The organism is Pseudomonas sp. GW823-FHT05G12, from assembly GCF_058795575.1.
The window spans coordinates 2,265,099-2,282,357 of the sequence record NZ_CM179501.1 but is presented as its reverse complement, the minus strand read 5'-3'; the positions used below and the strand labels follow the sequence as shown (position 1 = coordinate 2,282,357).

20 protein-coding genes are annotated in these 17,259 nt (G+C 63.6%); 13 read left to right on the top strand and 7 right to left on the bottom strand.

Features of this window, described 5'->3' with window-relative positions:
- The first annotated feature begins 34 nt into the window (after positions 1 to 34).
- From AC3RCM_RS10385 to AC3RCM_RS10345, 9 genes are all read left to right on the top strand, one after another.
- Entirely contained in the window at positions 35 to 1,369 is a 1,335-nt protein-coding gene (locus tag AC3RCM_RS10385) for a lysine N(6)-hydroxylase/L-ornithine N(5)-oxygenase family protein (protein ID WP_010954626.1), read from the top strand.
- Positions 1,370 to 1,544: 175 nt separating this feature from the next.
- Positions 1,545 to 2,738, top strand: a complete 1,194-nt coding sequence (locus AC3RCM_RS10380) for a PepSY-associated TM helix domain-containing protein (protein WP_064491483.1) — start codon at positions 1,545 to 1,547, stop codon at positions 2,736 to 2,738.
- Entirely contained in the window at positions 2,735 to 3,268 is a 534-nt protein-coding gene (locus tag AC3RCM_RS10375) for a PA2404 family protein (protein ID WP_014590504.1), read from the top strand. Before AC3RCM_RS10380 ends, AC3RCM_RS10375 begins: the two co-directional genes overlap by 4 nt.
- Positions 3,265 to 3,585, top strand: coding sequence for a hypothetical protein (locus tag AC3RCM_RS10370; protein ID WP_020192951.1), 321 nt, complete (start codon positions 3,265 to 3,267; stop codon positions 3,583 to 3,585). Before AC3RCM_RS10375 ends, AC3RCM_RS10370 begins: the two co-directional genes overlap by 4 nt.
- Positions 3,582 to 4,151: a DUF6162 family protein gene (locus tag AC3RCM_RS10365; RefSeq protein WP_064491485.1), complete on the top strand. Its 570-nt coding sequence runs from the start codon at positions 3,582 to 3,584 to the stop codon at positions 4,149 to 4,151. The genes AC3RCM_RS10370 and AC3RCM_RS10365 overlap by 4 nt, the downstream gene beginning before the upstream one ends.
- Before the next feature lie 16 nt (positions 4,152 to 4,167).
- Positions 4,168 to 5,070 carry a metal ABC transporter substrate-binding protein gene (locus AC3RCM_RS10360; protein WP_020192953.1) on the top strand — a complete coding sequence of 301 codons (903 nt, stop codon included), beginning with the start codon at positions 4,168 to 4,170 and terminating at the stop codon, positions 5,068 to 5,070.
- Entirely contained in the window at positions 5,067 to 5,813 is a 747-nt protein-coding gene (locus AC3RCM_RS10355; protein WP_020192954.1) for a metal ABC transporter ATP-binding protein, read from the top strand. The genes AC3RCM_RS10360 and AC3RCM_RS10355 overlap by 4 nt, the downstream gene beginning before the upstream one ends.
- Positions 5,813 to 6,712, top strand: a complete 900-nt coding sequence (locus AC3RCM_RS10350; RefSeq protein ID WP_064491487.1) for a metal ABC transporter permease — start codon at positions 5,813 to 5,815, stop codon at positions 6,710 to 6,712. The genes AC3RCM_RS10355 and AC3RCM_RS10350 overlap by 1 nt, the downstream gene beginning before the upstream one ends.
- On the top strand, positions 6,709 to 7,572 hold the full coding sequence (locus AC3RCM_RS10345; RefSeq protein ID WP_104886210.1) for a metal ABC transporter substrate-binding protein: 864 nt from the start codon (positions 6,709 to 6,711) through the stop codon (positions 7,570 to 7,572). Before AC3RCM_RS10350 ends, AC3RCM_RS10345 begins: the two co-directional genes overlap by 4 nt.
- A gap of 523 nt (positions 7,573 to 8,095) precedes the next feature.
- On the opposite strand, the gene AC3RCM_RS10340 is transcribed toward AC3RCM_RS10345, so the two are convergent.
- From AC3RCM_RS10340 to AC3RCM_RS10315, 6 genes are all read right to left on the bottom strand, one after another.
- Positions 8,096 to 9,148, bottom strand: coding sequence for a DUF1615 domain-containing protein (locus AC3RCM_RS10340; RefSeq protein ID WP_492629567.1), 1,053 nt, complete (start codon positions 9,146 to 9,148; stop codon positions 8,096 to 8,098).
- Between the two features lie 26 nt (positions 9,149 to 9,174).
- Positions 9,175 to 9,726 (bottom strand): hydrolase, encoded by a 552-nt coding sequence (locus tag AC3RCM_RS10335; protein ID WP_064490969.1) that lies wholly within the window; start codon positions 9,724 to 9,726, stop codon positions 9,175 to 9,177.
- A gap of 56 nt (positions 9,727 to 9,782) precedes the next feature.
- Positions 9,783 to 10,502, bottom strand: a complete 720-nt coding sequence (locus AC3RCM_RS10330) for a thioesterase II family protein (protein WP_104886213.1) — start codon at positions 10,500 to 10,502, stop codon at positions 9,783 to 9,785.
- The gene (locus tag AC3RCM_RS10325) at positions 10,499 to 10,720 is read right to left on the bottom strand and encodes an MbtH family protein (RefSeq protein WP_016711157.1); all 222 of its coding nucleotides are present in this window, start codon (positions 10,718 to 10,720) and stop codon (positions 10,499 to 10,501) included. The genes AC3RCM_RS10330 and AC3RCM_RS10325 overlap by 4 nt, the downstream gene beginning before the upstream one ends.
- 133 nt (positions 10,721 to 10,853) lie before the next feature.
- Positions 10,854 to 11,255, bottom strand: a complete 402-nt coding sequence (locus tag AC3RCM_RS10320; protein WP_010954639.1) for a hypothetical protein — start codon at positions 11,253 to 11,255, stop codon at positions 10,854 to 10,856.
- Between the two features lie 26 nt (positions 11,256 to 11,281).
- Positions 11,282 to 12,166: a LysR family transcriptional regulator gene (locus tag AC3RCM_RS10315; protein WP_029615478.1), complete on the bottom strand. Its 885-nt coding sequence runs from the start codon at positions 12,164 to 12,166 to the stop codon at positions 11,282 to 11,284.
- A gap of 146 nt (positions 12,167 to 12,312) precedes the next feature.
- On the opposite strand from AC3RCM_RS10315, the gene AC3RCM_RS10310 reads away from it, so the two are divergent.
- On the top strand, positions 12,313 to 13,332 hold the full coding sequence (locus tag AC3RCM_RS10310) for an alpha/beta hydrolase (protein ID WP_198747316.1): 1,020 nt from the start codon (positions 12,313 to 12,315) through the stop codon (positions 13,330 to 13,332).
- 204 nt (positions 13,333 to 13,536) lie between these two features.
- Here the strand turns inward: AC3RCM_RS10310 and AC3RCM_RS10305 are convergent, their stop codons facing one another.
- Entirely contained in the window at positions 13,537 to 13,830 is a 294-nt protein-coding gene (locus tag AC3RCM_RS10305; protein WP_003256229.1) for a DUF1330 domain-containing protein, read from the bottom strand.
- Between the two features lie 78 nt (positions 13,831 to 13,908).
- On the opposite strand from AC3RCM_RS10305, the gene ribBA reads away from it, so the two are divergent.
- From ribBA to AC3RCM_RS10290, 3 genes are all read left to right on the top strand, one after another.
- Complete coding sequence (gene ribBA, locus AC3RCM_RS10300; RefSeq protein WP_020193491.1) at positions 13,909 to 15,030, top strand: bifunctional 3,4-dihydroxy-2-butanone-4-phosphate synthase/GTP cyclohydrolase II; 1,122 nt, start codon at positions 13,909 to 13,911, stop codon at positions 15,028 to 15,030.
- A gap of 287 nt (positions 15,031 to 15,317) precedes the next feature.
- Entirely contained in the window at positions 15,318 to 16,343 is a 1,026-nt protein-coding gene (locus AC3RCM_RS10295; protein ID WP_020190567.1) for a polyamine ABC transporter substrate-binding protein, read from the top strand.
- The gene (locus AC3RCM_RS10290) at positions 16,340 to 17,257 is read left to right on the top strand and encodes an ABC transporter permease (protein WP_010954644.1); all 918 of its coding nucleotides are present in this window, start codon (positions 16,340 to 16,342) and stop codon (positions 17,255 to 17,257) included. The genes AC3RCM_RS10295 and AC3RCM_RS10290 overlap by 4 nt, the downstream gene beginning before the upstream one ends.
- Positions 17,258 to 17,259 lie beyond the last annotated feature (2 nt).

The following is a 17,259-nucleotide window of genomic DNA, read 5'->3' as shown; positions in this document are numbered from 1 at the left end:
GCGTCCATATTCGACCATTCAGGGAATCGCAGCCATGAGCCAGTCCTCACAGCAGGAAACCATCAAAGACATGATCGGCGTGGGCTTCGGCCCCTCCAACCTGGCCTTGGCCATCGCCCTGGAAGAACTCGCCGAATCCCGGGGCCATGCGCTCGACGCACTGTTCATCGACAAGCAGCAAGACTACCACTGGCACGGCGAGACCTTGGCTACCCAGAGCGAGTTGCAGATCTCGTTCCTCAAGGACCTGGTGTCGCTGCGCACCCCGACCAGCCCGTACAGCTTCGTCAACTACCTGCACCAGAAGCAGCGCCTGGCCGACTTCATCAACCTCGGCACCTTTTACCCCTGCCGCCTGGAGTACAACGACTACCTGCGCTGGGCCGCCGAGCATTTCACCTCCCAGGCGGTGTATGGGCAGGAAGTGTTGCGCATCGAACCGCACGTGCATGCAGGCCGGGTCCAACACCTGTGCGTAATCACGCGTGACAGACAAGGCCGCGAATACAGCCGCCCCACCCGCTCGGTGGTGGTGGGCAGCGGTGGCACACCGAAAATTCCGGAAAACTTCGGCGCCTTCAAGGACGACCCGCGAGTGTTCCACCACTCGCAGTACCTGAGCAGCCTGACCAAACTGCCGTGCACGGCTGGCAAGCCCATGCGCATTGCCGTGATCGGCTCAGGCCAGAGCGCCGCCGAGGCATTCATCGACCTCAACGACAGCTATCCGTCAGTCAAGGTCGACATGATTCTGCGCGGCTCGGCCCTCAAGCCCGCCGACGACAGCCCCTTCGTCAATGAGATCTTCTCGCCCGACTATACCGACCTGGTCTACAACGAACCGGCCGACCAGCGCAGCAAGCTGCTGGGCGAATACCACAACACCAACTACTCGGTGGTCGACCTCAACCTGATCGAGCGCATCTACGGCATCCTCTACCGGCAGAAGGTTGCCCATCAGCACCGCCACAATGTGCTGTGCCGGCGCCAGGTGGAAGCGGTGGTGGCCACCCGCGAAGGCCTGGAACTGACTCTGCGCGACCTCGCCACCGGCCAGCAGCAAACCCACCGCTACGATGCCGTTATCCTCGCCACCGGTTACGAGCGCCGCTCGCACCGTGAATTGCTGGCGCCGCTGGCCGATTACCTGGAGGACTTCAGCGTCGACCGCAACTACCGCGTACTGGCCAGCCCCGACCTGCAAGCCTCGGTGTACCTGCAGGGCTTCTGCGAAAGCAGCCACGGCCTGAGTGACACCCTGCTTTCGGTCCTGCCAACCCGCGCTGCGGAAATTGGCCGAGCGCTGTACCAGGATCTGGAGCAGCTGCACGAAAAACCCCAAGCAGCAGTGGCGCTGACCCGCGCCTGACCCCTCTGCAACCCGCCATCAAGGCCGGACTGATGCCTCGTGCGCAGTCCGGTTTTTGTGCTTTGAAACATTTAGTTTCATTTTAACCTGCAGGTTTTCAATTCTCATTCGTCCTTATCAGTACAGCACTCTTTGGTTGGCACACGCTCGACCACCAATAGCAGAAGACCGTCTGATGGCCAAATCACCGAAAAAATCCAAATCCAGGCTGTGGTTCCTGGTCCACAGCTGGCTCGCCTTGCCGATCTGGTTCTTTGTCCTGATCGTCTGTTTCACCGGCATGCTCGCCGTGGTCAGTCAGGAAATCGTCTGGCTCGCCGATCCGGCGGTGCGCGCCAACAAGCCAGACGCGGACACCGAGCGCATGAGCTTTCAGCAGGTACTGGAGGCCTTGAACAAGGCCGAGCCGGACATGGTGGTGGAGCGCCTGAGCCAGCCGGATGGTTCGCACTTCGCGGTAAAAGCCAATGTCACGCTGCCTGACGGCACCAGCCCGACGCTGTATGTAAACCCCTACACCGGAACCATTCAGGGCAGGACCCCAGACTTCAACTTCGAAGCCTTCACCCGCGCCCTGCACGGCTGGTGGCTGGTGCCGTTCACCAACGGTTTCAGCTGGGGCTGGTATCTGGTATCGCTGCTCGGCCTGCCGATGCTGGCCTCGTTGGTCACCGGCCTGGTGGTTTACAAGAAGTTCTGGAAAGGCTTTTTCAAACCCGTGCGTACCGGCCATGGTTCGCGAATTTTCTGGGGTGACCTGCACCGTCTGTCCGGGGTGTGGTCAATCTGGTTCATTGCGGTCATTTCCGTCACCGGCACCTGGTTCCTGATCCAGGCGATCCTGTCTGACAACCACATCACCCTTTCCAGCCAGCCCATCGTGCCGGTGATCGCCCGTGAGGAAGTGCCACAAACGCCAGATGGCAGCCCCGCCTCGCGCATCGACCTGGATGAGGCGGCACGCCTTGCCGGTCTGGCGATCCCAGGGCTGGAAGTGACCTCCATCTCGCTCCCCGCCACTGCCTACAGCCACGTCACGCTGTCTGGCCCGGGCTGGTACCCGTTGATGTTCCAGAGTGCTTCGGTGAATCCGTACACACGCAATGTCGACAGCCAGTTCCTGATCAGCGACCGTTCGGCGCTGGAGTTCGTCACCGAGTCCATGCGCCCGCTGCACACCGGCGACTTTGGCGGTTTGCCGATCAAGCTGGTGTGGTTCTTCTTCGGCCTGATCCTGACCCTGATGGTGCTCAGCGGCCTGCTGATCTGGACCAAACGCACCGCCCAGGCCACCGCCGCGGCCCTCAAGCGCAGCGAGCGCGCTCCACGTGCGGCACACAGTGAAACCACCGTGGAGATCCACTCATGAGCCAGGCCCTGCCCGCCAGCCCGCTGAAGCAGCTTTGGCTGAAGTGGCGTTTTCATCTAAACATCCTGCTGATCCTCATCCCGCTGGGCTTCATGCCCAAGTACTTCGCCGACGCCAGGCTGTTCCGCGGCGAGGCGGGCCTTGGCGCCAACGTGATCAGTGACATCCAGGTCGGCCCCTACAGCCTCGACCTTGCCGAACTGCGTGACGAGGCGCCACGCGCCGACGGCCCGGCCGGCTACTTCAAATCGTTCAATGCAGCGTTGTGCAAGGCCTGCATAAAGGACGTCAAGGCCGCCTACCTGCGAATCGGCAAGCCACGCAGCCTGCGCGCCGCCGGCACCATTTTCTTCGGTGCACCGTACAACATGGGCACCTCGTTGCCGATCCCGCCGCGCACCAAACCCGATGCGCACATCTGGATCACCCTGGAAGGCTGGGACGGCAGCATGCACCAGGCGTCGATCCCCCTGGCCAAGGCATCGCCAGCCACCGTTGCATGGCTCGAGAAACAAGGAGGCAACAAATGAAATACCTGATGCGCACCCTGACGCTGCCCTTCCTGATACTGGCTGCCAGCCCGGCGCTGGCGCACAACCCGATGTGCGAATGCGAGGAGCTGGCCAACGGCCAGGTCAAGTGCACCGGCGGTTTCTCGGACGGCAGCGGTGCCCCCGGGGTGACCCTGGACGTGATCGGTTATGACGAACAGGTGCTGGTCGGCGGCAAGCTTGGCGACGACTCGACGCTGACCTTCAAGCGCCCGGACGGCGAATTCTATGTGCTGTTCGATGCCGGCCCCGGGCACGTGGTGGAAGTGGACTACGCCGATATCGCCCAACCATGAGCCGCGCCCAAGTCATTCGCCCGGCTGGTGCCGGGCACGAAACCCTGTACGTGCTGCTGGCAAGCCTGCTGATCGTGGTGCTCGCCGCCAGCGTGGTGCTGCTGCGCGGTGAGCGCGAGGACGAACAGGCCATCGCCAGCCACCAGATCGACGCCCGCCGCGACCTCACCGCCGCCGAACAAGGCCTGTACACCGACCTGCGGGTAGCCTTCGACGAGATCCAGCTACTGCGCGAAGAAAACGCCGTCACGCCCAGCGTAAAGGCCCTGGCCGAAGAAGGCCTGCCGCCGTTCGTGGTCGATGCCGGCAGCCAGAGCCGTGGCGGCCACCAATGGTCATGGCTGGAACCCGGCGCCTACCTGGGTCGCAGCCAGGCCCCGGAAGTTGCCGGCAGCCTGCTGCTGATCCTGCCACCCGACAGCACAGGCCAAGCCGATGTCTGGCTGCGCCGCGACAGCGCCGCCGTGATCCCGGACGACCTCGGCCAGGCCGCCCTGATCGCCGCTGGCTGGCAGCAGGTGGTCAGCCACTACGACGCCGGTGTTACCCGCGAACACCGTCACTGAACCCAAGGACCCGCCCATGTTTCGCTCCGCCCTCGCCCTGCTCCTGTCCCTTGCCCTGCCGGCAATGGCCCTGGCCGATAACAGCAAGCCGCTGCGAATCGGCATCACCCTGCACCCCTACTACAGCTACGTGAGCAATATTGTCGGCGACAAGGCCGAGGTGGTTCCCCTGATTCCGGCGGGCTTCAACCCGCACGCCTACGAGCCGCGGGCCGAGGACATCAAGCGCATCGGCACACTGGACGTGGTGGTGCTCAACGGTGTTGGCCATGACGATTTCGCAGACCGCATGATCGCCACCAGCGAAAAACCCGACATCGCCACTATCGAAGCCAATCAGAACGTGCCGCTGCTGGCGGCCACTGGCATCGCCGCGCGCGGTGCCGGCAAGGTGGTCAACCCGCACACCTTTCTGTCGATCAGCACCACCATCGCCCAGGTGAACAACATCGCCCGTGAACTGGGCAAGCTCGACCCGGACAACGCCAAGCTTTACACGCAGAACGCCCGTGCCTACGCCAAGCGCCTGCGCGCCCTGCGTGCCGAGGCCCTGGCCAAGGTCACCGAAGCCCCTGGCGCAACGTTCCGGGTCGCTACCATTCATGCCGCCTATGACTACCTGGTGCGCGATTTCGGCCTGGAGGTGACCGCTGTCGTCGAGCCGGCCCATGGCATCGAGCCCAGCCCGGCGCAGCTGAAAAAGACCATCGACCAGCTCAAGGCGCTGGACGTGCGGGTGATTTTCTCGGAAATGGACTTCCCGTCGGCCTATGTCGAAACCATTCAGCGTGAGTCCGGTGTGCGCTTGTATCCGTTGACGCATATCTCCTACGGCGAGTACACCAAGGACAAGTACGAGGTGGAAATGAAGCGCAACCTCGACACGGTGGTCCGCGCCATTCAGGAGAACCGCGCATGACCGCTGCCGCCAAGCTGGCGACAGCCTGCGGGCCGCGCATCGAGTTCACTGGCATCGATCTGACCTTGGGGCGCACGCGCATCCTCGAACAGGTCAGTTTCAGCGTGGCAGCAGGCAGCGTGCACGCCATCGTCGGCCCCAACGGCGGTGGCAAGAGCTCGTTGATCAAAACCCTGCTCGGGCAGATGCCACACCAGGGCCAGCTGACCTTGCATTGGCCAGGTGAGCGCGAAGTGATTGGCTACGTGCCGCAGGCACTGGAGTTCGACCGCGGCCTGCCCATGACCGTGGACGATTTCATGGCCGCCATGTGCCAGCGCCGCCCGGCCTTCCTCGGCCTGTCGCGGCGCGTGAAGCCGGCCATTGATGCAGCCCTGGTAAAGGTTGGCATGCTCGACAAGCGCACGCGGCGCATGGGGGCACTGTCCGGCGGTGAGCGCCAGCGCGTGCTGCTGGCCCAGGGCCTGATCCCCGAGCCGCAATTGCTGGTGCTGGACGAACCGATGTCGGCCCTCGATGAAGCCGGAATCCAGGTGTTCGAACAGTTATTGCAGGGCTGGCGCCAGGCCGGCACTACCGTTCTATGGATCGAGCATGACCTGGAAGCCGTGTTGCGCCTGGCGGACCGGGTAACAGGCCTGAACCGCCAGGTGCTGTTCGATGCGCCGCCTGCCCAGGCCCTGACCCCGGAGCGCCTGCTCGGCCTGTTCTCCGTTCACCCGCGTAGCGAGAGCCTTGCCTGATGAGTTTTGAAATCTTTCGCCAAACGGTCCAGGACTGGGCCACTGCCGGCTATCTGCCCGAGGCGTTGGCCTACGGCTTCGTGGTCAACGCCCTGTTGGCCGGCCTGATGATCGGCCCGGTGTTGGGTGGCCTGGGCACCTTGGTGGTGGTCAAGCGCTTTGCGTTCTTCTCCGAAGCGGTGGGCCATGCGGCGCTGACCGGCGTGGCCATCGGTATCCTGCTGGGTGAGCCCTATACCGGCCCTTACGGCAGCCTGTTCGGCTACTGCCTGCTGTTCGGCATCCTGCTCAACTTCCTGCGCAACCGTACCGGGCTGTCGCCGGACACACTGATTGGCGTGTTCCTGTCGGTGTCGCTGGCGCTGGGCGCCAGCCTGCTGCTGATGCTGGCGGGCAAGATCAACGTGCACATCCTCGAAAACGTGCTGTTCGGCTCGGTGCTGACCGTTAGCGCCCAGGACCTGGTCGTGCTGGGCATCGTCGCAGTGCTGGTGCTGGCCTTGGCGCTGCCGCTGTACAACCGCATCATGCTGGCCAGTTTCAATCCGCAGCTGGCGGCTGTGCGCGGGGTGGCGGTTAAGACCCTGGACTATCTGTTCGTTGTGCTGGTGACATTGGTGACCGTGGCTGCGGTGAAGGTGATCGGGGCCATCCTGGTCGGTGCACTGCTGGTCATCCCGGCCGCCGCCGCTCGCCTGGTCAGCCAGTCGCTCAAGGGCTTTTTCTTCCTGTCGGTGCTGATTGCCACCATCAGTACCCTGTTCGGCATCCTGCTACCGATCGTTTTCGATCTGCCGGTGCCGTCAGGGGCCGCGATCATCCTGGTCGCCGGCATCTGCTTTGCCCTGGCCGCCCTGGCCCGCGCGCTCGTTCCCCGCCTGCAAGGAAATCCGGCATGAACTTCAAACACCTGACTCTGGCGCTGGCACTGGCCGGCCTACCGTCCCTGTCTTTCGCCACGCAAGTGCTGACGACCCTGCCGGTCACCCACAGCCTGGCCAGCGCCTTGCTCGAAGGCACTGCGGTGCAGCTCCAGCGGGCGGCACCGGCCAACCTGCCTGCCAGCCGCCAGCCGTCGTATTTCAGTGGGCGTGGCGGCGCAGGCCTGCACAAGGCCGCCCAGCAGGCAGATGCGGTGATCGCCGTGCGTTCGATCTGGCGTGACGACCCGCTGTACCCGATGGCTCGGCGCAGCAATATCCGCATTGTCGAGATCGATGCCGCACGACCGGTGGATGGTGCCCTGCCGGGCATTGCGGTGAGCGGTGACGATGCCTATGACGCTTACCCCTGGCTCAACCCGACCAACCTCGGGCGCATGGCTGACGTGGTGGCCAATGACCTGGAGCGCCTGGCGCCGGACGACAAGGCAAAGATCCAGGGCAACCTGGCAGGGCTCAAGCGCCAATTGCTGGAGCTTTCGGCCAGCAGCCAGACGCGGCTGGCCAAAGTCGACAACCTGACGGTGGTGAGCCTGTCGGAGCGGCTGGGCTATCTGGTCAACGGGTTGAACCTCGATGCGGTCGAGCAGCCACTGCCGGCCGATTGGGATGCGGCCGCACTAAAGGCGCTGGGGGATAACCTGAAGGCGCAGGACGTGGCGCTGGTGCTGGACCATCGTCAGCCGGACGCGGCAGTGGCCGAGGTGATCAAGGCGGCCGGGGCCAGGCTGGTGGTGGTGGAGAGTGACCCTGAGGATGCAATTGCGGGGCTCGAGGCCAGCGTTGACCAGGTGGTTGGGGCACTGGGCGAGCGCTGATCGGACAGGCCCGAGCGGCTGCAGTGGACACGCACCGGTGGTTCGTAGGAGCGGGTTCACCCGCGAATGGGCCGGACCTGCTGGCCAATTTCCACCCGCCGTTCACCGTTGCCGCCGCCACCGTATTCGCGGGTAAACCCGCTCCTACACACGCATCGGGGGCTCGTAGGAGCGGGTTCACCCGCGAAAGGGCCGGACCTGCTGGCCAATTTCCACCCGCCGTTCACCGTTGCCGCCGCCACCATATTCGCGGGTAAACCTGCTCCTACACACGCATCAGGGGCTCGTAGGAGCGGGTTCACCCGCGAAAGGGCCGGGCCTGCTGGCCAATCTCCACCCGCCGTTCACCGTTGCCGCCGCCACCGTATTCGCCGGTAAACCCGCTCCTACACACGCATCGGGGGCTCGTAGGAGCGGGTTCACCCGCGAAAGGGCCGGGCCTGCTGGCCAATCTCCACCCGCCGATCACCGTTGCCGCTGCCACCGTATTCGCGGGTAAACCCGTTTAACGGTTGCTGCCAGGCTAACGCTTCATGCACCGCTGATAACGCTCATCCACCCGCCCGGCAAACCAGGCCGTGGTCAGCTTGCGGGTAATCTTCGGGCTCTTCAGCTCGATGCCCGGTAGCACTGCGCGGGGCACCGGTTTGCCGGCTTTGGCATCTGCCAGGGCAAACACCCCGCTGTACAGCTTGCTGTCCTCGAACGCCAGGCTGTCAGCCTCCTCCAGCTGGCTTCGGATCTGCGGGTTACGCAGCCCCAGCTTCACCCCCAGCTTGCGCGCGGCCAGTTCGGTGGTCCCCGGCATGATCGCCCCCGGCGCCACCAGGTCGCCGTCCAGTGCCAACTTCACCCCCGTGACCTTGCTCAACGCCGCCTGGAATGCCGCATTGCGGCTGGCGTACCAGCCCGCGTTGAAATCGGCGAAACGGTAAAGCTGGCGCTCGTAGTTGGCCGGGTAGCCCAACAGGTGGGCAATACCAAAGTACATGCCGCCGCGCCGGCTGAACACTTCCTGGCGAATTGTGCCTTCATGGCTGTAGGGGTAATCCCTTGCATGCTTTTCGGCGAAGTCGATGCTGACCTGCATCGGCCCGCCGGTCTGCACCGGATTCAGCCCGTCCAGCAAGGTCTTGCCCAGCGGCACGCGTTCAACGACTTCGTCGTACAGTTCACTCAACTGCTTTTCGCTGCGCACCATCTGCAACCGCTGCTGGTAGCTCTTGCCGTTGCCCGACGGCGTCTTCAGCGCACCGTCGACCAGCAGTTTGGGAATATGCAGGCGCGCAGCGCGGCGGTCGATCTCCTGGCGGGCGATGCGCCCAAGGTTGGGCACCTGTGGGTCCGCAGTGAAGGTCGACTCCTGTTCGGTCACCGCCAGCACTGCGCACAGGTTGCTTTTACTGGGCGCTATGCGCTGGGCTTCGAAGGCTGCCTGGATATCCTTGGCCCAACCCTCGCGGTCCTTGACCTGGGCGGGTAACAGCCGCAACAGCTGCGCACGGACTTTCGCCGGGTCCGCTTCGGGCGCTTCTTCGCGGCGCCCGGCACAGCCTTGCAACAGCACCAGGGCCATCACCGAAATGGCCAGTAACCGGCCGTTCAGGGCTGTTCACCGACCAGATAGGTTTTGCTGATGTGGCGGAACTGCGGGTGCCCGGCACTGCCCATCAACTCGAACAACACCATCTCGCGGGTCACCAACTGCGCGCCGGCGGCACGCATGCGCGCCAGGCCTGCGGCCTTGCTGGCCGGGCTGCGGCTGTCGCAGGCATCCTCGACCACGAACACTTGCTTGCCCAGCGCCAACAGGCCGAGCACGGTCTGCAGCACGCAAACATGGGTTTCCATGCCGCAGACGATCACTTGCTCACGCGCCATCAAACTGGCTGGCAGGCACTCGGCAGCCACGCAGGAAAAGTGACTTTTTTCCACCACTTCGGCTGCCGGCGCTGCGGCCAGCAGTTCGGCCAGGGTATGACCCAGGCCTTTGGGGTACTGCTCGGAAATTACCGTCGGCAGCGCCAGCTCGGCAGTCGCCGCCAGCAACCAACGGGCCCGTGCCCGAGTGCCTTCGGGGTCGCTCATGGCACCGATCAGCTTTTCCTGGATGTCGACGACCAGTAGCGTGGCCTTGAGTGGATCGATCAGCATTGTCTGCCTCTTGCCTGGGAAAACCCTAGCCTCCCCCAGGCAAGCGGTGTCGTCAATCAGGCAGACAGCCGAAGCGGCTGCAGCGACGCGGTCAGCGCAGCGAGCACACGGTCTTCCTGCTCATGGATGAAGAAATGGCCACCCGGGAACATCTGCAGCGAGAACGCGCCGTGAGTTTCACAGCGCCATGCCTGCAGTTGCTCATCGCTGGCCCGGTCATCCACGCCACCCAGCACATGCAGTGGGCACTGCAACGCCGGCCGCTGCCGGTATGTGTAAGTGCCGCACAACAGAAAATCCGCGCGCAAGGTCGGAAGGGTCAGGCTCATCAGCTCAGCGTTGGCCAGCACTTCCTCAGGCGTGCCTTGTAGCGCGCGCAACTCGCTGATCAGCTCGGCGTCGCTCTTGGGCTCGCGCCAGTTGTTGCCGTCGTAGTCCTCACGCCGGGTAGGTGCCGCGGTGCCGCAGGCGAACAAGGCCAGCGGCGCCGGGCAGCCCAATGCCTGCAGCTCATGGGCCAGCTCGAAGGCCAGCAGTGCACCCAGGCTGTGGCCGAGCAGCGCATAAGGAGCGCTTGCCGCCAGTCGCTGCTCGCTGGCCAGTTGCCGAGCCAGCACTTGCATGTCGGTGTGCAGCGACTCGGCCATGCGCGCGCCCCGCCCAGGCAACTCTACCGGGCGCACCTGCAACCATGCCGGCAGCTTGCGCCGCCAGCGGCTGTAGACCATGGCGCTGGCCCCGGAGTACGGCAGGCACAGCAGGTTCAGCACGGTCACTGGGCGGCAGCTTCGGCCATTTTCTGGCGCAGGCTCAGCGGGCGCATGTCGGTCCAGACTTCATCGATGTAGGCCAGGCATTCCTTCTTCAGGCCGCTTTTGCCCACGGCACGCCAGCCATTGGGGATGGCTTTGTAGTCGGGCCAGATCGAGTATTGCTCTTCGTGGTTGACCACTACCTGGAACTGGATATCGTCGCGGTCGAAAACGGAAGTCATTGCCTGTCTCCTTAAATGATGATGCCGCTGCGCGCCTGGCGCAGGGTGGCTTTCAAGTAGACGTAGCAAGCGCTGTAAAAATTAACGGAATTGACGCGCCCCATGTGGCCACGGCCGATGCCGGTATTAACCCTCAGGTATCACGCAACAGGTCGTGCGTATCGAGCAACCGGAACGCAACCTGCGGATTACGCTCCAGCCCGCGCCGGATCGCCGCCGGGATAGACTGCCGGGTCTTGCGGCACAGCCCGGGCTGATCGTCCAGTTCGATGACGATGCCGCGCATGGTCCGTACCTCGTTGTAACCGGGGGCGATGTGCACGCGGATGCCGAGGTTTTCGTACAGGCGCTGCTGCAGACGTTGAAGGTCTTCCAGGTCCTTCAGGTTTTCCAGGCGTTCGAGCAGGCGTTTTTCTTCCTGCCGGGTCAGCAAGAGGATGCGCTGGGCGGCCTGCGGATGGTCGGCCAGTTGCTCGCGGCCGCAGACGCAGGCGCCAGGGGGGCAAGGTTGGCGTAAAGGAACGGGTGTACTCATAGGGCAAGCATAGCCTGTACCGACGGTCAGAGCTGCGCCAGCCGCGCGCGCAGGAAGCTGACAAAACCCTGCACCGGCCGCGCCACCTGCCGGTGCTGCGGATACACCGCCGACAGCTGCAGCGCGGGCGGGCGCCACTCATCCAGAACCGTCACCAGTTGCCCCTCCGCCAACGCCTGCCCAACGATAAAGGTCGGCAGGTAAGTGACCCCCATCCCGGCAATCGCAGCCCCCCGCAGCAACTCGCCATTGTTCGCCCGCATGCGCCCGGTCACCTGAATTGCCTGGGTTTTGCCACCTTTGTGGAATTGCCACTGCACCTGCCGCGAATGCCCATAAGGCAGGCAATCATGCGCGGCGAGCTCATCCGGTATTCCCGGCACTCCCCGTGCTTGCAAATACGCCGGGCTCGCACAGTAGACCCGCTCGACACTGGCGATACGCCGGGCGATCAGGCTGGAGTCCTCCAGTGCACCAATCCGCAGCGCCAGGTCATAGCCTTCACCAATCAGGTCCACAGCGCGGTCGCTCAGGTCTACCTCCACATCAACCTGGGGGTGCAGCTGCAGAAACTCGGTCAGCAGGCAGCCCAGGTGCGCCATGGCAAACGACAGCGGCGCGCTCAGGCGCAAGGTGCCGCGCAAGACCTGGGCCTGGCCGCTGATGTCGTGTTCGACCTGCTGCACTTCACCCAACAGGCGCAGGGCCGACTGGTAGTAGTGCTGCCCCAGTGGCGTGGCGTCGAGGCGCCGGGTGGAGCGGTTGAGCAGGCGCACGCCCAGGCGCTCCTCAAGCTGCATCAGGCGCCGACTGACCGATTGCTTGGACATGCCCAGACGGTCGGCGGCAGCGGTGAAACTACCGGCCTCCATCACCTGGGCAAAGATCCGCATGTCTTCGTAAGGGTTCATTGTCTCGCTCTAGCTGACAGTCAAACACTTTATAGCGGCTTTTTCCCACAAGTGCATCTGCCTAATCTACGCACAAGTCGCAGCGATGGCCCCAAAGGCCAGGCAAGACGCCCACTACCAACACTTGCACAGAAAAGGATTCGCCCATGAACATTGTCCACAAAGCCCTCACCACCTCCCTCTTGGCCCTGTCCGTTTCCAGTGCCTTCGCCGCAGGCAGCCCTGGTGTCGAACAACACACCCAGGCCTTCCTCGAAGCCCTGGAGAAAGGGGGTGGCAAGCCGCTGGAACAGCTCACACCAAACGACGCCCGCGCGGTACTGACCGGCGCCCAGGATTCGGTGAAGGTCGACCTCTCGGGGATCGAAGTGAAGGAACGCACGATTCAGGCCAATGGCCAATCGATCAAGCTGCAAGTGGTGCGCCCGACTAATGTCAAAGGTGATCTGCCGGTGTTCATGTTCTTCCACGGCGGCGGTTGGGTGCTGGGCGACTTCCCGACCCACCAGCGACTGATCCGCGACCTGGTAGTCGGCTCGGGTGCGGTGGCGGTCTATGTGGACTACACCCCGTCACCGGAAGCGCACTACCCGACGGCGATCAACCAGGCGTACGCCGCGACGCGCTGGGTGGCCGAGCATGGCAAGGAGATCGGCGTGGATGGCAAGCGCCTGGCGGTAGCCGGCAACAGCGTTGGCGGCAACATGGCGGCGGTAGTTGCACTCAAGGCCAAAGAGGCCGGTACCCCTGCCCTGCGCTTCCAGTTGCTGCTGTGGCCGGTGACCGACGCCAGCTTCGAGACAGCGTCGTACAAGCAGTTTGCCGAAGGACACTTCCTGACCACCGGGATGATGAAGTGGTTCTGGAACAACTACACCGTTGATGCAAAGGCGCGGGCGCAGATCTACGCCTCGCCGCTGCGGGCGTCCACCGAACAGCTGAAGGGCTTGCCACCGGCCCTGGTGCAAACGGCTGAGTTCGATGTGCTTCGGGATGAAGGTGAGGCGTATGCCCGCAAGTTGAATGCGGCGGGCGTGACAGTAACCTCGGTGCGCTACAACGGAATGATTCATGACTATGGGCTGCTCAACCCGTTGAGCCAAGTGCCGGCAGTAAAGGCGGCGCTGCGGCAGGCGGGCAACGAACTTAAAGTGCATCTGCAGTGAGGCGATGAGCAAAAGACCCGCCTGGGCGGGTCTTTTGCTTCTATTTGCGGAAACGGCCCGCAGGCTTCAATGAATCTGCCAGCGGTGCGGCAGGTCCGGCCCTTTCGCGGGTAAACCCGCTCCTACACAGGCACCACAACCGTCAAATTCTGTGGTGGCCTGTGTAGGAGCGGGTTTACCCGCGAAAGGGCCGGCAAATCCAGCTCAGGGCTCAAACCCTTCCACAATGATCACCTCAGCCTTCGCCACCCCTTGGCGATGGCTGCATGCCTCTTGGTACAGCGCGGAGCGGTAACAGGCGACGGCCTGCGCGTACGAATCGAACTCGATCACCACACTACGCTGAGGCGTAGCCCTTCCTTCCATCGCCTCGCTACGCCCGCCACGGGCCAGGAAGCGACCGCCGAATGCCTTGAAGGCTGCCGGGGCGCGCTGGGTGTACTGCTGGTATTGCTCGGGGTCGGTCACGTCCACATGGGCTATCCAGTAGGCCTTCATGTGCAGCTCTCCTGTTATGGGGATATTTGTGTATGATGGTATACCATAAAATTCACCCCACCACAGTGAGCGTGCACCATGGCTTTCAACACCATCGAGGAACTTCTCGAGGACTACCGGCAAGGCAAGATGGTCCTGCTGGTGGATGACGAGGACCGGGAAAACGAAGGCGATCTGCTGATCGCCGCCGAGCGCTGCGACGCCCAGGCCATCAACTTCATGGCTCGCGAGGCGCGCGGGCTGATCTGCCTGACCTTGACCGACGATCACTGCCAGCGCCTGGGCCTGGAGCAGATGGTTCCGGCCAACGGTAGCGTGTTCAGCACCGCGTTCACCGTGTCGATCGAGGCAGCCACCGGGGTCACCACCGGCATTTCTGCCGCTGACCGGGCACGCACCGTGGCAGCGGCCATGGCCCCCAACGCCCGCCCCGAAGACCTGGTGCAACCTGGCCACATCTTCCCCCTGCGCGCCCGCGAAGGCGGCGTGCTGACCCGTGCCGGCCACACCGAAGCAGGCTGCGACCTGGCACGCCTGGCCGGCTTCAGCCCGGCCTCGGTCATCGTTGAAGTGCTGAACGACGACGGCACCATGGCTCGACGCCCCGACCTGGAAGTGTTTGCCGCCCGGCATGGCATCAAGATTGGCACCATCGCCGACCTGATCCACTACCGCCTGAGCACCGAGCAGACCATCAAGCGCATCGGCGAGCGCGAGCTGCCGACGGTGCATGGCACCTTCCGCCTGGTCACCTATGAAGACCGCATCGAAGGTGGTGTGCACATGGCCATGGTCATGGGCGACATTCGCCGCGAACAGCCGACCCTGGTGCGGGTGCATGTGATCGACCCGCTGCGCGACCTCGTAGGTGCCGAATACGCCGGCCCCGCCAACTGGACGCTGTGGGCGGCGCTGCAGAAGGTGGCCGATGAAGGTACTGGCGTGGTGGTGATCCTGGCCAACCACGAATCCTCCCAGGCCCTGCTTGAGCGCGTGCCACAACTGACCCACCCTGTGCGGCCCTATCAACGTGGCCAGTCCAAGGTGTATTCCGAAGTGGGCACCGGGGCGCAGATCCTCCAGGACCTTGGCGTGGGCAAGCTGCGTCACCTGGGGCCACCGCTGAAATACGCGGGGCTGGCGGGCTATGAGCTGGAGGTGGTGCAGAGCATCCCCTTCGAACCCGGGATTGCAAGCTAAAAGCAACATCAGCAACTGATTTATCGAGGCTCTGTAGGAGCGGGTTCACCCGCTCCTACAGGGCCCTTGGTGCTTTTGACAGGGCGGAGTGATGGCCGGTCGCCCCATACCTCTTGCCAAAATCTTGGAATACCATAATATGATATCCCGTAGACCTTGAGTCTACAGGCCGGCACCTACAATTAAAAACGGCCACCAGAACACTTTGTTTTAGCTGCTCCCCGAACACTGTTGGCGGGCGCACCAAAAGCCCCGCCTCGAATAACAAAAGCAACGAGGGCGTAACCATGCTGTTAAGCAAACGTGTAACCGCAGTGCTGTCTGCCAGCCTGCTGACCCTGGCATGTCAGGCCGCCCAGGCCGCCGACAGCCTCAACTTCGTCAGCTGGGGCGGTACGACCCAGGACGCCCAGAAAGAAGCGTGGGCAGTACCGTTCACCAAAGCCACGAACATCAAGGTTGTGCAGGACGGTCCCACCGACTACGGCAAGCTCAAGGCCATGGTCGAGAGCGGTAACGTGCAGTGGGACGTGGTCGACGTCGAAGCCGACTTTGCCCTGCGTGCCGCCAGCGAAGGCCTGCTCGAACCCCTCGACTTCAACCAGATCAAGCGCGACAAGATCGACCCACGCTTCGTCTCCGACCATGGCGTCGGTTCATTCTTCTTCTCCTTCGTGCTCGGCTACAACGAAGGCAAGCTCGGGGCCAACAAGCCGGTGGACTGGACCGCGCTGTTCGACACCAAGGCCTACCCCGGCAAGCGAGCCCTGTACAAATGGCCCAGCCCCGGCGTGCTGGAACTGGCCCTGCTGGCCGACGGCGTAGCCCCCGACAAGCTGTACCCGCTGGACCTGGACCGCGCCTTCAAGAAGCTCGACACCATCAAGCAAGACATCGTCTGGTGGGGCGGTGGCGCCCAGTCGCAGCAGTTGCTGGCCTCGGGTGAAGCCTCGCTCGGCCAGTTCTGGAATGGCCGTGTCTACGCCCTGCAGCAAGACGGTGCACCGGTGGGCGTGAGCTGGAAGCAGAACCTGGTCATGGCCGACTTCCTGGTCATCCCCAAAGGCGCCAAGAACAAGGAAGCGGCCATGAAATTCCTGGCCAACGCCAGCAGCGCCGAGGGCCAGGCCGAATTCGCCAACAAGACCGCCTACGCGCCGGTCAACGTCGACAGCGTGGCCAAACTGGACAAAGACCTCGCGCCAAACCTGCCAACTGCCTACGCCCAGGACCAGGTCACCCTCGACTTCGCCTACTGGGCCAAGAACGGTCAAGCCATCGCGGCCCGCTGGAATGAGTGGTTGGTCAAATGAAAGTCGCCATCAACGCCCTGCACAATGCGCAAGGTACCCCCACGGGTGCCGGCGCCCCGGGCACCACCCCGCGCCGCGCAAGCCTGAGCCAGCGCTGGAAAGGCAGCCGCAACCTGCTACCCGCCTTGCTGTTCCTTGGCGTGTTCTTCTTCGCCCCGCTGGTCGGCCTGCTGCTGCGCGGGGTGCTGGAACCCACCCCTGGGCTGGGTAACTACGAGCAGCTGTTTGCCAACTCGGCCTACGCACGTGTGCTGTTCAACACCTTTTCCGTGGCCGGCGTGGTGACCCTGATCAGCGTGCTGCTGGGCTTCCCGCTGGCCTGGGCGATCACCCTAGTGCCCAAGGGCTGGGGCCGTTGGCTGTTGAACATCGTGCTGCTGTCGATGTGGACCAGCCTGCTGGCGCGCACCTACTCGTGGCTGGTGCTGCTGCAGAGCTCGGGCGTGATCAATAAGGCGTTGATGGCCATGGGCATCATCGATGCCCCGCTGGAAATGGTGCACAACCTCACTGGCGTGGTAATCGGCATGAGCTACATCATGATCCCGTTCATCGTGCTGCCACTGCAGGCGACCATGCACGCCATCGACCCGATGGTGCTGCAGGCAGGTTCGATCTGTGGCGCCAGCCCGTGGACCAACTTCTGGAAGGTGTTCCTGCCGCTGTGCCGCTCGGGGCTGTTCTCCGGGGCGCTGATGGTGTTCGTGATGTCGCTCGGTTACTACGTCACCCCGGCGCTGCTGGGGGGCGCGCAGAACATGATGCTGCCTGAATTCATCATCCAGCAGGTGCAGTCGTTCCTCAACTGGGGCCTGGCCAGCGCCGCTGCCGCACTGCTGGTGGCGATCACCCTGGTGCTCTTCTACCTGTACCTGAAGCTGCAGCCGGAATCCCCGGTTGGCAACGCGAGGTAAAC

Coding starts and splice junctions, on each gene's coding strand:
- AC3RCM_RS10385 (WP_010954626.1), top strand. CDS start 35: ATGAGCCAGTCCTCACAGCAGGAAACCATCAAAGACATGATCGGCGTG.
- AC3RCM_RS10380 (WP_064491483.1), top strand. CDS start 1,545: ATGGCCAAATCACCGAAAAAATCCAAATCCAGGCTGTGGTTCCTGGTC.
- AC3RCM_RS10375 (WP_014590504.1), top strand. CDS start 2,735: ATGAGCCAGGCCCTGCCCGCCAGCCCGCTGAAGCAGCTTTGGCTGAAG.
- AC3RCM_RS10370 (WP_020192951.1), top strand. CDS start 3,265: ATGAAATACCTGATGCGCACCCTGACGCTGCCCTTCCTGATACTGGCT.
- AC3RCM_RS10365 (WP_064491485.1), top strand. CDS start 3,582: ATGAGCCGCGCCCAAGTCATTCGCCCGGCTGGTGCCGGGCACGAAACC.
- AC3RCM_RS10360 (WP_020192953.1), top strand. CDS start 4,168: ATGTTTCGCTCCGCCCTCGCCCTGCTCCTGTCCCTTGCCCTGCCGGCA.
- AC3RCM_RS10355 (WP_020192954.1), top strand. CDS start 5,067: ATGACCGCTGCCGCCAAGCTGGCGACAGCCTGCGGGCCGCGCATCGAG.
- AC3RCM_RS10350 (WP_064491487.1), top strand. CDS start 5,813: ATGAGTTTTGAAATCTTTCGCCAAACGGTCCAGGACTGGGCCACTGCC.
- AC3RCM_RS10345 (WP_104886210.1), top strand. CDS start 6,709: ATGAACTTCAAACACCTGACTCTGGCGCTGGCACTGGCCGGCCTACCG.
- AC3RCM_RS10340 (WP_492629567.1), bottom strand. CDS start 9,148: ATGGCCCTGGTGCTGTTGCAAGGCTGTGCCGGGCGCCGCGAAGAAGCG.
- AC3RCM_RS10335 (WP_064490969.1), bottom strand. CDS start 9,726: ATGCTGATCGATCCACTCAAGGCCACGCTACTGGTCGTCGACATCCAG.
- AC3RCM_RS10325 (WP_016711157.1), bottom strand. CDS start 10,720: ATGACTTCCGTTTTCGACCGCGACGATATCCAGTTCCAGGTAGTGGTC.
- AC3RCM_RS10320 (WP_010954639.1), bottom strand. CDS start 11,255: ATGAGTACACCCGTTCCTTTACGCCAACCTTGCCCCCCTGGCGCCTGC.
- AC3RCM_RS10315 (WP_029615478.1), bottom strand. CDS start 12,166: ATGAACCCTTACGAAGACATGCGGATCTTTGCCCAGGTGATGGAGGCC.
- AC3RCM_RS10310 (WP_198747316.1), top strand. CDS start 12,313: ATGAACATTGTCCACAAAGCCCTCACCACCTCCCTCTTGGCCCTGTCC.
- AC3RCM_RS10305 (WP_003256229.1), bottom strand. CDS start 13,830: ATGAAGGCCTACTGGATAGCCCATGTGGACGTGACCGACCCCGAGCAA.
- ribBA (WP_020193491.1), top strand. CDS start 13,909: ATGGCTTTCAACACCATCGAGGAACTTCTCGAGGACTACCGGCAAGGC.
- AC3RCM_RS10295 (WP_020190567.1), top strand. CDS start 15,318: ATGCTGTTAAGCAAACGTGTAACCGCAGTGCTGTCTGCCAGCCTGCTG.
- AC3RCM_RS10290 (WP_010954644.1), top strand. CDS start 16,340: ATGAAAGTCGCCATCAACGCCCTGCACAATGCGCAAGGTACCCCCACG.